We start from the raw sequence: 12727 nt of genomic DNA, 5'->3' as shown, positions 1-12727 counted from the left end.
TATGCTGGACATGCAATTTATCCGGGAGCACCCGGACAAAGTCAAAGCAAACAACAAAATCCGCAAATGCGCCGCATCAGTGGATGAAATTTTGAAATTGGACGCCGAGCGGCGCAGCATTATCACCGAGATTGACGAGAAGCGCGCCGCGCTCAAAGCAGGCTCCAAGTCAAAACCCTCGCCCGGAGAAATCAAGAAGTTAAAGGCGCTCGGCGATGCCGTGAAAATTTTGGAGCAGAAGCTCGCACCTGTTGAATCATCATTGCGCGAGCTCTTGATCCAGCTTCCGAACATCACGCACGAGTCTGTTCCAGTCGGCACAGATGAAACCGGCAACCAGGAAGTCAAAACATGGGGCGAAAAACCAACGTTTGATTTTAAAGTGCGCGACCACGCGGAATTGGGAGCGTCCAAAGTGTCCGGCGCCCGGTTCTGGTACTTGAAAAACGATCTGGTCATGCTTGAGTTTGCGCTTATCCAGTACAGCGCTCACTTCATGCGGGCCAAAGGATTCACGCCCATACTGCCCCCCATGCTCGTGCGCGAGGCCGCCATGTTCGGCACCGGATTTTTCCCGGCGGACAAGAATGAAATCTACAAGGTCAACGCGGACGAGGATGATTTGTACCTCATCGGCACGGCCGAGGTGCCGCTTGCCTCGTACCACGCGGACGAAGTCATTGACCTTTCTGAAGGGCCGCTTAAGTACTTCGGCTTCTCCTCCTGCTTCCGCCGCGAGGCCGGCACCTATGGCAAGGACACAACTGGCATTATCCGCGGCCACCAGTTTGATAAAGTGGAGATGTTCGTATTCTGTAAAGAAGGCCAGTCATGGGACATGCACGAGGACCTGCTCGCCATCTCGGAAGAGTTCTGGCAATCACTAAAGATTCCGTACCACGTGCTCAACATGTGCTCCGGCGACATTGGCGCGCCGAACGCCAAGAAGTACGATATAGAGGGCTGGTTTCCGGGCCAGAATGCGTACCGTGAGCTCGCATCTTGCAGCAATGATACGGATTTTCAGGCCCGCCGCCTCAACATCAAGTACAAAGACGGCGGCACGCCAAAATTCGTCCATACCCTCAACAACACGGTATGCGCCCTGGGGCGCACCATGATTGCGATCATGGAAAATTACCAGCAAAAAGACGGGTCCATTGAAATCCCAAAAGTCCTGCGGGACTATATGGCAGGCCAGAAGAAAATCCAGTAGCAGCACCTTGACAATCCCTCGTTCAAAAAGCACTCTATGCAAACACAAACTATCATCTTAGGCGGGGGATGCTTCTGGTGCACCGAGGCAACATTCCAGATGCTCCGCGGCGTTACGTCAGTCACCCCAGGATACGCGGGCGGCACCGTCAAAAACCCAACCTATGATCAAGTTTGCAGTGGCTCAACTGGCCACGCGGAAGTGATCCGCGTGGAATACGACCCAAACCAAATAAAGTTCCAGGATTTATTGTCCATATTTTTCGGTGTGCATGACCCGACCACCTTAAATCGGCAAGGGAATGACGCGGGAACCCAGTACCGCTCCATCATCCTGTACACTCGGGACGACCAGCGCCAGGAGATTGAACGCTTCATCCGCGAGCTTGAGGATGCCAAGACGTTTGAGAGCCCGGTCATCACCGAAGTTGAGCCACTCGGTGAGTTTTACGAGGCAGAGGATTATCATCACGACTACTTCAAAAAAAATCCGGACCAGGCATACTGCCAGGCCATCATCAACCCCAAAGTCGCGAAGCTGCGGGAGAAGTTTGCAAAATTTTTGCGACCTCTTGACAAATTCCGCAGGCGTGCTATACTGGGGTTACATTAACAATTCTAAAATCCGTTGATCTCTGTCCCTGGCGCGAGCTGGGGGTTGGGCAGAGTGAGGAGGTTCGTGCGATAGTGCGAACCCGGCAGGATCCGTAACCTTATCCTAGCTGATGTCGTCCACCGATGAGGTGGAGCCAGAGTCGGTAAAGTGGCTTGAATCCGTTTTACTGACGGATTTTTTTGCAGGTTTTGAGGGCCAATATTCACATTTTTGCGCCTCCATCAATCCCTGCACATTGAATAAATCCGTCAAAAATCGGTTCAGCAACCAAGGTGGTACCGCGAGATTAAAGAATCCCGCCCTTGATGCGCAATTATTTGTTGTGCTTCGGGGACGGGATTTTTGTTTGTTCTTTCACTTGGGAAGGGGGCTGCGATGGCGCACTCTACACATCAAATGGAATTAGTTGTAGTACGGGCCGGATGGGGCAACTCACATACCGTGAGAGAGTGTTCCGCGTGTGGAGCACGTCATTCAGTGGCTCTCCAGAATGCGTGCTCTAAGTCAGTCAGTGAGCATCCACGAACGGCACTGTCCGTTCCAAAACAGTCCCCGCATAGGCACCAGGAGTAGCGTAGGAATAGGGAGGTAGCTCAAAAAGGCTAGAGCGCTGGCCTCCAAAGCCAGAGGATGAAGGTTCAAATCCTTCCCTCCCTGCCATCATATCGGCCATGGTTGCGATAAGCGATCATGGCCGAATTTTTTCTCATTCACTTGACAACTTTTTTCTTTCAGCTATACTTGAATCATTATGAATACCTTTTCGGCATATCGTTATTGGCACCGTACAAACCCCTCCGCCGGAAGGTTGTTTTCTATTTTTGTCTAACACTAGCGTTTACACACCATAAAAACGCTAAACACGTAAGGTAAAACATGATAACAAGTCCATCTGGCGGATGGACTTGTTTTGTGTTTATTTTATATGAAAATACAGTCAAAACAACTCACTATCGGCTCTTTGGGGGTCGTTGACTTATCTCTCCCGCTCATTGAGGTTTCTTCGGGCGTGCCTGGCCCTCGGATTGTCTTTATTGCCAATCAACACGGGAACGAGATAACGCCGCTCTTTGTGCTCAAGGAGCTGTTGGCGCTTCTTAAAAAATACCCCCTCAAAAAGGGCACAGTTGTCATTATCTCTACCGCAAATCCCTTAGGTCTTCTTTTTGACTCGCGGCAAGAGCCGCTTGATGGGGATAATTTGAACCGCTCGTTTCCCGGGTCTTCCCAAAAAGATTTAGGGAAACGCATTGCCTCTGCCGTGTTTGGAGAGGCGAGAAAGGCTGATTTGGTTGTGGATTTACACACCTTTTCACGGCAGTGCCCATTCTTGGGCATTCTGGTAAAAACAGGCGGCGAGATGGAACAGATATGTTCAAAGGCTTTGCGGGTAATTGCTCCGGAGTGTATCTGGCAGATTGATATGGAGCGAGATGCGGACAAACATTTTTCCGGAGCATTGGATCTCGCGCTGGTTCAGGAGGGCGTTCCCGCAATTGCGCTTGAGATGGAGCGCCACCTGACCATTTCTTCGGAAACAATCTCCCGGATTGCCAACTCTCTTTTCCGGCTCCTCTCCTCGTACGGCATGTCCGATGTTTCCTTGAGCGATGTTCCTCAAAAGGAAATCCCGGTGTTTGTCTCCCACTACCTCTATACGGACGGGGGCGGCATCTTTGTCCCTTCTAAAAATGTTTTTGATGAAGTGCGCAAAGGTGATGTGCTTGGGTCGGTGGCTGACATCCGGACATTCGCAGAAGAGCCGGTACGCGCTCCAGTTTCCGGAATACTCCTCACTGTTCGGTTTCGTGATTTTGTTCGCACCGGGAGCAGGTTGGGGAGCATAGGTGAACAAAAAGACGTTCTTTAACAATGTATGTAGTTTCGTCCCTGCTTCTCGTCGGGACGAAGCGGTCTACAGAAACGTTCTGCGGATCGCTAAGTCCCGATGAGGACATAACCTGCCACACTATGAAAAGGAGTACGCCGTGCTTACGCAGGCAGATATGCAGGAGCTCTTTGACGCCGGGCATGTGTACCGGCACAGCATGGAGCGGTGGAACGCACTCAAGGATCAGTCGGCAACCCTTTTTCCGTCTCCTCGGCGCAAAAGGTGGGCCGAAGGGGAATGCGTTGAGGAGCTGATTCAGCCCACGCTTGAGCCTTTTGTGCTTGAAGCCCAAGAGGTTGCGCAGTTGCGGAATCTCGCGCTCGCATGGGATCAGTTCACCCGCGTGCAGCTGGAACTTGTGCAGGAGGGGCTTTCCGGAGGCGATGCGCGATGCGCCGTTCTTGCGGATGCGGTGGTGCCGGCGCGTGAGCGCGCTGTTGCGCTGAACGATCCTGGGTATATGTCGCCGGTATCCCCGTTCATTCGGCTTGATATGATCCGGACGCAGGAGGGGTTCCGGGTCATTGACATCAACACCACGTGCCCGTTGGGCCTTGGGGATTACCTGTTGCTGGATAGGCAGTATCGGTTGCGCAATTCGCTTTTCAACGGTTTTGACGCTGGCGGCGTGTTCGCGGAAACCGTGTTGCAGTGTTTTCGCGGATGGCAAGCGCGGTACGGGTCCGCGGAGAGTGCAGCGCGCGTGGGCATCCTTATTGACGCTTACGCAGGAGAGTGGCACAACTTTCACGTCTTGGAAAAGGAACTCAATCGGCGCGGCGTCGCGGCGCGCATGATCGGAGACGTTCCTGACGACTCTTCCGGCATTAACTGCGTTCTGCGCAGCCAGGTGAAGTTCGGGCATCCGCAGTTCCAGCGGCTTGTGGAGGGAGCCCCTCATCGGTATGCGGTGATGAGCCCTCCCGGGCGCCGTTTCTTGGGCAGTAAGTTCTGGTTTGTGGCACTGCGTATGCCGGGGTTCAGAGAGGTTTTTAAGGATCGGCTCGGTCAGGACGCGTACCGCGTTCTGGATGAGGCGATTCCGAAGACCGGCATCCTGGAGCGTGGCGGCACGGTTTCTTTTCCGGATGGAGCCGTCTCCATTCAGGATTTGAACCGCAAGGGCTGGCTCTTAAAGCCGCCCTCCGGCGCGTGCGCGCGCGGCATTATGATCGGCCGTTCGTGTTCGCAGAGAAAGTGGGACGAGTTCTGCTGTTCTCCGCAGAGTGCGGGGACAGTGGTGCAGGAGTACTTTAACATCAAAGAAACCGCGTTGGTGCTTGGGCCGGATGGGTCTCCGCAGAAACTAGAAGGCCACACCAAGTATGGCGCCTTTCTTTACGGAGGGGAAGTGGCCGGGTGCGAGGTGATGCTGCGGCCCGGTTCTTCTCTGGTGCACGGCGCGCGCGACACGTACTTGAGCGCGTGCGTTTGGCAGGAGGCAACCTAAAAACAGGGCGGGAGCGTGAATCCAATTGGGGATTAGGCATTCACGCATCCGCATCCCTGCGATAGGTAGTATAGTAAAGTGCGCTGTTTATGCAAGCACGGGCATGCTCTTTTGAGTGCGCCCGTGCTTTCCTTTTTCATTTGATTGACTTCGGTTGCCCTGTTGGATGTGCCGCGGCTGGCGTAGCATTATGTTTCCGCGCGGATTTTTTTTGCAAGCTCCGCGAGCGCAGCATCATCCGCCCGCTTGTAGTCATGCGAAGAAATGTACCCCTCGTATTCCGTAAAGTACTTGTCCACGCTTGACGCGCGTTTTTGCCATTCCGTTTCCTTGGCCGTGCCGTGCATGGGAAAGAGCTTTGCGTGCGCGTGGTCCACGCCGTAGCCTTCCAGTATCATGCCGGTCCTGCCAACGCCATCCAAACGCCCATCAAGCAGCTTGCCCACGCGTTTTGCGGCGAGCGCCAAATTTGCCAATACCTCATCCGGCAGGTCAAACGCGTAGCTTGGGTAGTGCTCTTTGGTAACAACCACGGAAAATCCTTCGGTGTTCGGGTAAATGGAAAGGAAGGCGAGGTGCTTTTCGTCTTCCCAGATGGTGTGGCTTGGGGCTCGTCCGGCCACGATGTCGCAAAAAATGCAGTCAGGCATATAGGTATTGAGGTATATTCTATTATAGAGTACCGCTTCCATGTAAAAAAGCAAGGCTAATTAATTATGTGGTTTCTACTTGCAGCATAACCTCTTTACTGCTATACTTCCACCACCTATGGAATACACGATTATCACAACCCCGCCGCAGCCGAAACAACCCGACCGGAAGTTGGCATAATTTGTATTTCGTAACCCACGCACTACCTTGCAAACCAGCTTCCGGGCTGGTTTTTTGGTATGTGCGGAATCGTTCATTCATACGCAAGGGAGGCAAAAGTGATGCGCAAGCTCATCATAATCAAAATTGGTTCCAATGCGCTGGTTTTTCCGGCCGGTACCGTGCGCCGCAAGGTGATTGGCTGGATCGTGGATGAGGTCGCGCACGCGCACGCGCTCGGGTACCGGGTGATTATTATCACGTCCGGCGCCACACTCGCGGGCATGCGCGCCGAGGCGCACTTGGTACCTGCGGGAGGCGAGGTTTGGCGCAAGCAAATGGCGGCATCTGTCGGCCAGCCGACCATTGTGCAGGCATGGATTGAAGCATTCGCCAGGCGCGGAATTTTTGCGGGACAGGTGTTGCGCACGCACGCGGATTTCGGAAGGGGGTCAACCGCCGCAGAGTCCATTGCATTCTTGGAGCGGTTCGCGAGGTGCGGCGGCGTGCCCATCATCAACGAAGACGATACCCGTTCCGCGGAGGAGATGAAGGCATACATTAACGAGAAAGGCGACAATGACCAGCTCGCGTGCCGCGTTGCCCGGGCAATGAAGGCCAAACGCGTGTTTCTGTTCACGGACGTGCCCGGCGTGTGCGAAATGAGTCCCTCGGGCAAGCCGCTGGGCGACCCGATTCCGGTTATCCCGCGCGTTACCAAAGCCGTTTGGAGTATGGTGCGCGACCATGCGTCCGCCCGCCCGACCGGCATGAGTTCAAAACTTAAGGTTGCGGACCGCCTGCAGAAAGCGGGCATCACCGCGCATATCGCGCGCCCCGGCAAAGAGGTGATTATGCCTATTCTGCGGGGCAAGCAAATCGGCACAACATTCCCGGCCTGGAAACCGCGCCGCACATAGCCCGCAAAAGGTGACATTTCTATTCCCCGTTGACAAAGCCCGTTCAGAACCTTGAGCGGGCTTATTTTATATGTTATGATGAAAGCCTATGGAACAGAGCGATATCGCAACAATAACCGATGCCGCGGCACGGGTGCTGGCCGCCCGAAAAGACGTTTTATTCGGCTATGTGTTCGGCTCTGCCGCAACCGGCGGCAGCCGCAAAGGAAGTGATGTTGACCTAGCCGTGTACCTGGACCCTGCGTTCCGCGCGCGTTTTTTTGACATCCGTCTGGAGCTTCTTGAGCAGTTCACCCGCTCCCTGGGGAGCGAGGCCGACGTGGTGGTGCTCAATACGGCTGCGCCGTTTTTGCGGTACGTGGCAATGCGGGAGGGTATTGTGGCGTTTGAGGGGTCCCGGGAAGCGCGGATTGATTTTGAATTAAAGGCGCTCAACGAGTACTTTGATTACCAGCCGGTGCTTGCGCAGTACCGCGCCCGCCTGGCGCAATCCGTATGACCAAGCTCGGCAGGCAGAAAATTTTTGAAAAACTGGAACGTTTAAAGGAGTACATATCATACCTCAAGACGCTCCGGTCAGAAGCAAAAAGCGAGGCGCAGTTTCTTGCTGATTTTCATTTGTTCGGAAACGCGGAGCGCTACCTCCAGCTCTCGGCGCAATCAATCATTGACAGCGCGCATCTGGTGATTATTGACCAAGGCATACAGCGCCCGGATGACAACTACGAGGCTGTCTCGCTTTTGCGCGGCCAGGGCATTATTTCTGAATCTCTGGCGGATGCGCTTACGAAGATGGTGGGTCTGCGCAATATTCTGGTGCACGAGTACGGCACGATTGACCGGAAAAAGGTGTACGAGATTCTCACCACCCGGATAGGGGAACTGGAGGAATTTCAGAAGCAGATTCTTACGCACCTCTCTTGAATTGGGACCGCGCGCCGTATGCCCAACGAAACCCGCGTCAATCTAAAACACCTTCTGGAGGATATCCGGGACGCGTACGCTTCGTCCCTGGAAGAGGTTATTGTAACCGAGCTTATCGCAAACGCGCTGGACAGCAAGGCCAGCTCCATTCATTTTTCGGTTGACGCCGACAGCAAAGTTCTGCGGTGCGCGGACGACGGCCAAGGCATGAAGCGTTCTGTTCTGCGGGAGTACCACAATATCGCGTCCACGGCCAAGCGCCGGGGCGCGGGCATCGGATTCGCCGGCGTGGGAGCAAAGCTCTCCTTGCTTTTGGCCGAGCGGGTGGTTACCGAGAGCAAGGGCGGGTATGGTTCGCGGTGCGCAACCGAGTGGCGCCTGTCAAATGCGTACCGGGCGCCGTGGAAATTCGTGTCTTTTTCGGGCGCTGTTTCCGGACCCCGCGGCACTTCGGTCAGCATGCATTTCAGCGACAGCCAGTCGCATCTTCTCAAGCCGGATTTTGTGCGGCGCACCGTTATCAGGCATTTTTATCCTCTGCTGAACCAGACCATGCACGCCGAGTTCCTGCGTTATTTCTACAAAAAGCCTATTTATTTTTTTATCAACGGAAAAAAGATTGAACTGCCGGAGTCCGGGCAGGACGCGCTTCAGCACTGGTTCAAGGTGAGCGTTGGCAAAACCCGGCGTCCGGCCGGCATCGGGTTTCTGGCCAAAACCGACATGCAGGGAAATTGGCTGGAGAATTTTTTGGGCAAAAAAATCATTGCCACGTCCCTGCCGGCCGGGCTGTACGTTTCCACGTTCGGCAAAATCATCAAGGGCGGCTGGGAGTGGCTGGGGATCATTCCCAGCCACGCGGACAGCCTTTCCGGGGTCGTGGAGATTCCCGGGCTGTCGGAAATTCTTACCACCAACAAGAATGATTTTTTGACTGATTCCGGGTCCTTAAAAAAATACTACAAATTCCGCAAGGCCGTGCAAGAGGCAGTGGTGCTGATTCTGGAGCGCCTGGGGGAGCGCGCGCCGTCCGCATCCGCGTCTCCGGAACAGCTGGTCAGGCCGCTCCGGCGCGTCATCAGCGGCGCGCTAGATGGCTTGCTTGGCGATTTCCCGGAGTTGGAAGGCCTCATCGGCGCCGGGCGCGCAAAAACGCTTGGCAGAAAAGAGAAGCCCCAAGCCGCGTCCAAGAAAGCTGTGCTAGGAGAGGAAGAACAATCGGGCGCTTCAGAGGAAAAAGCAGGCGGCCGCCACGGCGCTTCCGGCCAGGATGCAGGGAAAAGCAGGCCGCCTTTTGGCGTTGCGGATGCAGCCAAAAAGCGCGAAATCCGCGCCAGGACCAGCGGACTTGCCATTGAGCTGGCGGACATGGTGGATGCTCCGGACATGGCGTTGGGCCGCATCATTGATGATGTGCTTACCGTCAACACCCTGCACCCGGCCTGGGCAAAAGCCAAACAGCGCGGCATGGAGGAGTACCACATCGTCATTTCCGTAGCCCTGGTGCTCTCGCAGTTTTTGGAAGACCGGGACGGGTCCCAGGAATTTTTGAACCGCTTCCTCGCGGCCTGGGCGCATGCCGAAGCAGGAGGGTCGGCCAAAGCCGGAACCTTGTTTTGATTTTTCTTGAATTTTAGATGCGGCACACTTGCTTTTGATATTGATTTATGTTACTATATGAACTGTAAATTACTTTTAAGGTAATTTCCAGTACAAAAATGGATAAAAAACCTAAAAAAGGGGAATACTTGGGGATTTTGTTAAGATCACCCAGGACCGTCTTTTCCACCAAAGATGCCGCTTTGTTGTGGGGCGAGGAAAAAGAGAGCGCCATCAGCGCGCGGTTGAATAAATACGTTGCGGCAGGAAAACTGGTTAGGGTGCGCCGCGGCTTGTATGCCAAAGATAAAAAGTATGACGCATTTGAACTGGCGACAAGGATCTACACGCCCTCGTATGTCAGCTTTGAGACTGTTTTGGCTCGCGTCGGCATTACGTTCCAGTATTACGATACTATTTTTGTCGCGTCATACGTTTCAAGAGAGATACGCGTGGGTGATCAAAAAATCGCATTCATACGGATGAAAGATTATGTGCTGTCCAATACCATCGGCATTGACCATGCCGCAGGCTACGCCATTGCCGAAAAAGAGAGGGCATTTTTAGACCGGGTGTATGCAAGCAAAGAGTACCACTTTGATCATTTGGATCCCTTGGACTGGGATAGGGTTTTTGAGATTTTGCCCATCTACAACAACAAGAGCATGGCAAAGAAGGTTGCCGAATATTTCAAACACTGCAAGAGCGCCGCATAACCTATGGCATTTGATTATTCAAAACACAAAAACATACAGCTCCGGATGCTCAAGGACATATACACTGACACAGCCATTGCCCCGCACCTCGGCTTTAAAGGCGGAACCGCGGCGCTCCTGTTTTACCATTTGAACCGTTATTCGGTTGATCTTGATTTTGATCTCTTGGACGAACGCAAAGAAAAAGAAGTATTTGAGAAACTGGAAACGATTGCCCGCGGCTACGGCGACATACGGGAGTCGCGGCTCAAGCGCTACAGCGCAATCATCATTCTTTCCTACGATGCCAGGGCCCAAAACATAAAGATTGAGGTCAACCGCAGGACATTCGGTTCCCGTTATGAACTCAAAACGCTGCTCGGCATCTCCATGCTGGTGCAGGTTGCCGAAGATATGTTTGCCAATAAGCTCATGGCTTTGTACGAGCGCCTCGGCAAAACGAGCCGGGATGTTTTTGACGTGTATTTTTTTGCAAAAAACAACTGGCCGATTAACAGAAAGATCGTGGAAAAGAGAGCAGGCATGCCGTACGCGGAAACGGCGCAGAAGTGCATTGAGCTCTTGGAGCGCATGAACAATCGGAGCATCTTGGACGGCCTCGGCGAATTTTTGACTGAGAGCCAGAAAGACTGGGCCCGGGCAAAACTCCGCTCGGAAACCATTTTTTTGCTAAAGGCGCGTCTTGAGAGCGATAAGTAACAGCCTAAGGATGGAGCACAGCGCCATTCCCTTGAAAACCTTTGCAGAGAGCTCTATTTTGTGTTATACTGAATGTATATGCCGGTTATAAAAAAGAAAACCAGCAAGGCGAAACGCCAAAAGCCGGTCATCGCATTCAGGCAGTCTTTGTTCTGGGACGTTGACCCCAAAAAGATTGATCCCAAGAAGCACTCAACCTACATCATTGAGCGGATTTTGGATTTTGGCAGGACAAACGAAGTCAAATGGATGCGGCGATACTACACGCCAAGGCGAATCAGTAAGGTTGTTAAAAAATCGCGTGTGCTTCACGATAAATCACGATCACTATGGTCGCTCGTCTTTCGGTAGAAAAAGCCAATCCCGATGATTTGCATCTTGATGCGCTCCCCCGCGCAACCGGGCGGGCATTTTTGTACCTCGCCGAGTTGCCGCTGCTCAAAAACACAGACTGGTACCTCGCTGGCGGCACCGCGCTCGCGCTGCAGGTCGGGCACCGGAAATCCGTTGATCTTGATTTCTTCATCCCGTACGCCGAGTTCAATAAAGCCTTGCTGGAGCGGTCGCTTGTCGCAACTGAACAGTGGAAAACTACGTACCAGGAAAACGGAACGCTCTACGGAACGCTGAAAGGCGTGAAAATGAGTTTTATCGCCTATCCCTTTTTCCGCCCGTCGCCTCGGCTCGTCGCATGCGGCAACGTGCGCATGCTGGTTCCGGAAGACATTGCGGTCATGAAAATCATTGCCCTTTCCCAGCGCGGCCGCAAGCGGGATTTTGTTGATTTGTACTGGTACGCGAAGCATCGGGAGCCGCTCATTGGCGTTCTCAAGCGCGTCCCGAACCAGTATCCCGATCAGGAGCACAACGTTCCGCACTTCATCAAGAGCCTTGCGTACTTTGATGATGCGGAGAATGACCCCATGCCAGAGACCTACTTTGATGCAAACTGGAAAACCATCAAGGCATTTTTCAAGAAGGAAGCCAGGCGCCTTGACGCGCAATTGCTCGCTTGACCGATGAGGATGCTTCTATCTATCTATCGAGGCCGCTCGCTTCTCACCTGGGGAGGCGGGCGTTTTATTTTGCCCAAAAGAGGTATTTTTAGTATAATCAACGCATGGCTACACAACAACATCTCACCACAGACGAACAGTTTTGGGGGCCCAAGTATGGGTCAATCTATCCGTACCTTGAGGATGCAACTCCGTACAAAAAACTGCTCAAACAGATAGCAGAATACATAGACCCGAAACCTGGGGAGCGGTGGCTTGATTTGGGAACCGGCTCCGGTGCCTTAGTTGACCTCATTTGGAATAAGTCAGGTGGCCGCGTTAAAGAGATTGTGGCTCTGGACCTCACGGACGTAATGCTTGAGCATCTCCGCAAGCGCCTTCCCGCGCTTGAGCCCGCGCCGAGCGAGCACCACATCACCTTAGTCAAACATAACCTCTCAAAACGCCTGCCGTTTGCAGATAATTCGTTTGATGGAGTAACCGCAAGCCTGGTGTTAACCTACATTGAGGAGCACGAGGGCAATAAGGGCATAGAGTCTTTGCGCGCCATCTTCCGCGAAGTGCGCCGCATCCTCAAGCCTGGCGGACAGTTCGTGTGGAGCACGCCAAAATACCGGGTCAACTTCGCCAGAGTGTTCGCGGCTTCGTGGCGCGAAATTTTTGATCCGCGCAAGTACTACAACCTCTTCTACGGCCCGGCGATCCTGCGGTACGCGCTCAAGATACAAAAAAAAGGGAAAAAGGGCGAGTACCAGTTTTTGCCGGAAGCGCGGTTTGTTGAGCTGCTTTCTGAAGCCGGATTTTCAAGCACCCGGACCGCATACTCGTTTGCGAACCAGGCGCTGGTGCTCTCGTCAAAAAAAACCTAGCC

General features: G+C 53.5%; 14 protein-coding genes and 1 tRNA gene. 14 read left to right on the top strand and 1 reads right to left on the bottom strand.

Going from position 1 to position 12727, the window contains the following annotated elements; translation table 11 throughout:
• Position 1 precedes the first annotated feature (1 nt).
• The 5 genes from serS (at position 2) to HYT31_03365 (ending at position 5172) form a co-directional block, all read left to right on the top strand.
• On the top strand, positions 2–1216 hold the full coding sequence (gene serS / locus HYT31_03385; GenBank protein ID MBI2050825.1) for a serine--tRNA ligase: 1215 nt from the start codon (positions 2–4) through the stop codon (positions 1214–1216).
• A gap of 36 nt (positions 1217–1252) precedes the next feature.
• On the top strand, positions 1253–1828 hold the full coding sequence (gene msrA, locus HYT31_03380) for a peptide-methionine (S)-S-oxide reductase MsrA (protein MBI2050824.1): 576 nt from the start codon (positions 1253–1255) through the stop codon (positions 1826–1828).
• Between the two features lie 585 nt (positions 1829–2413).
• Positions 2414–2491 (top strand) — tRNA-Trp (locus tag HYT31_03375).
• 265 nt (positions 2492–2756) lie between these two features.
• Positions 2757–3701, top strand: coding sequence for a succinylglutamate desuccinylase/aspartoacylase family protein (locus tag HYT31_03370; protein ID MBI2050823.1), 945 nt, complete (start codon positions 2757–2759; stop codon positions 3699–3701).
• 136 nt (positions 3702–3837) lie between these two features.
• Entirely contained in the window at positions 3838–5172 is a 1335-nt protein-coding gene (locus HYT31_03365) for a hypothetical protein (protein MBI2050822.1), read from the top strand.
• 188 nt (positions 5173–5360) lie between these two features.
• Here HYT31_03365 and HYT31_03360 read toward each other — a convergent pair whose 3' ends face one another.
• Positions 5361–5822, bottom strand: a complete 462-nt coding sequence (locus HYT31_03360; GenBank protein ID MBI2050821.1) for an HIT domain-containing protein — start codon at positions 5820–5822, stop codon at positions 5361–5363.
• Positions 5823–6062: 240 nt separating this feature from the next.
• Between HYT31_03360 and HYT31_03355 the strand changes: the two genes are divergently transcribed.
• The 9 genes from HYT31_03355 (at position 6063) to HYT31_03315 (ending at position 12725) form a co-directional block, all read left to right on the top strand.
• The gene (locus HYT31_03355) at positions 6063–6902 is read left to right on the top strand and encodes a hypothetical protein (protein MBI2050820.1); all 840 of its coding nucleotides are present in this window, start codon (positions 6063–6065) and stop codon (positions 6900–6902) included.
• An 88-nt stretch (positions 6903–6990) separates the two neighbouring features.
• Complete coding sequence (locus tag HYT31_03350) at positions 6991–7401, top strand: nucleotidyltransferase domain-containing protein (GenBank protein ID MBI2050819.1); 411 nt, start codon at positions 6991–6993, stop codon at positions 7399–7401.
• Positions 7398–7826, top strand: coding sequence for a DUF86 domain-containing protein (locus HYT31_03345; protein ID MBI2050818.1), 429 nt, complete (start codon positions 7398–7400; stop codon positions 7824–7826). Before HYT31_03350 ends, HYT31_03345 begins: the two co-directional genes overlap by 4 nt.
• Before the next feature lie 18 nt (positions 7827–7844).
• Positions 7845–9446 carry an ATP-binding protein gene (locus HYT31_03340; GenBank protein ID MBI2050817.1) on the top strand — a complete coding sequence of 534 codons (1602 nt, stop codon included), beginning with the start codon at positions 7845–7847 and terminating at the stop codon, positions 9444–9446.
• A gap of 98 nt (positions 9447–9544) precedes the next feature.
• Positions 9545–10141, top strand: a complete 597-nt coding sequence (locus HYT31_03335) for a type IV toxin-antitoxin system AbiEi family antitoxin domain-containing protein (GenBank protein ID MBI2050816.1) — start codon at positions 9545–9547, stop codon at positions 10139–10141.
• Between the two features lie 3 nt (positions 10142–10144).
• Positions 10145–10840: a nucleotidyl transferase AbiEii/AbiGii toxin family protein gene (locus HYT31_03330; protein MBI2050815.1), complete on the top strand. Its 696-nt coding sequence runs from the start codon at positions 10145–10147 to the stop codon at positions 10838–10840.
• A gap of 78 nt (positions 10841–10918) precedes the next feature.
• Positions 10919–11191: a hypothetical protein gene (locus HYT31_03325; protein ID MBI2050814.1), complete on the top strand. Its 273-nt coding sequence runs from the start codon at positions 10919–10921 to the stop codon at positions 11189–11191.
• The gene (locus tag HYT31_03320; GenBank protein MBI2050813.1) at positions 11170–11856 is read left to right on the top strand and encodes a nucleotidyl transferase AbiEii/AbiGii toxin family protein; all 687 of its coding nucleotides are present in this window, start codon (positions 11170–11172) and stop codon (positions 11854–11856) included. The genes HYT31_03325 and HYT31_03320 overlap by 22 nt, the downstream gene beginning before the upstream one ends.
• A 104-nt stretch (positions 11857–11960) precedes the next feature.
• A complete protein-coding gene (locus HYT31_03315; GenBank protein ID MBI2050812.1) occupies positions 11961–12725 on the top strand; it encodes a class I SAM-dependent methyltransferase in 765 nt (254 codons plus the stop codon).
• Positions 12726–12727: the final 2 nt, after the last annotated feature.

It is taken from the genome of Parcubacteria group bacterium (assembly GCA_016181765.1).
Classification (GTDB): domain Bacteria; phylum Patescibacteriota; class Patescibacteriia; order UBA2169; family UBA2169; genus CG10-46-32.
This window is presented reverse-complemented; position numbering and strand designations above follow the sequence as displayed.

Bases quoted from the DNA above. Each gene is read 5' to 3' on its own strand.
- HYT31_03355 (MBI2050820.1), top strand. From the start codon at position 6,063: ATGTGCGGAATCGTTCATTCATACGCAAGGGAGGCAAAAGTGATGCGC.
- HYT31_03315 (MBI2050812.1), top strand. From the start codon at position 11,961: ATGGCTACACAACAACATCTCACCACAGACGAACAGTTTTGGGGGCCC.
- HYT31_03345 (MBI2050818.1), top strand. From the start codon at position 7,398: ATGACCAAGCTCGGCAGGCAGAAAATTTTTGAAAAACTGGAACGTTTA.
- HYT31_03320 (MBI2050813.1), top strand. From the start codon at position 11,170: ATGGTCGCTCGTCTTTCGGTAGAAAAAGCCAATCCCGATGATTTGCAT.
- serS (MBI2050825.1), top strand. From the start codon at position 2: ATGCTGGACATGCAATTTATCCGGGAGCACCCGGACAAAGTCAAAGCA.
- HYT31_03360 (MBI2050821.1), bottom strand. From the start codon at position 5,822: ATGCCTGACTGCATTTTTTGCGACATCGTGGCCGGACGAGCCCCAAGC.
- HYT31_03350 (MBI2050819.1), top strand. From the start codon at position 6,991: ATGGAACAGAGCGATATCGCAACAATAACCGATGCCGCGGCACGGGTG.
- HYT31_03325 (MBI2050814.1), top strand. From the start codon at position 10,919: ATGCCGGTTATAAAAAAGAAAACCAGCAAGGCGAAACGCCAAAAGCCG.
- HYT31_03340 (MBI2050817.1), top strand. From the start codon at position 7,845: ATGCCCAACGAAACCCGCGTCAATCTAAAACACCTTCTGGAGGATATC.
- HYT31_03365 (MBI2050822.1), top strand. From the start codon at position 3,838: ATGCAGGAGCTCTTTGACGCCGGGCATGTGTACCGGCACAGCATGGAG.
- HYT31_03330 (MBI2050815.1), top strand. From the start codon at position 10,145: ATGGCATTTGATTATTCAAAACACAAAAACATACAGCTCCGGATGCTC.
- HYT31_03335 (MBI2050816.1), top strand. From the start codon at position 9,545: ATGGATAAAAAACCTAAAAAAGGGGAATACTTGGGGATTTTGTTAAGA.
- msrA (MBI2050824.1), top strand. From the start codon at position 1,253: ATGCAAACACAAACTATCATCTTAGGCGGGGGATGCTTCTGGTGCACC.
- HYT31_03370 (MBI2050823.1), top strand. From the start codon at position 2,757: ATGAAAATACAGTCAAAACAACTCACTATCGGCTCTTTGGGGGTCGTT.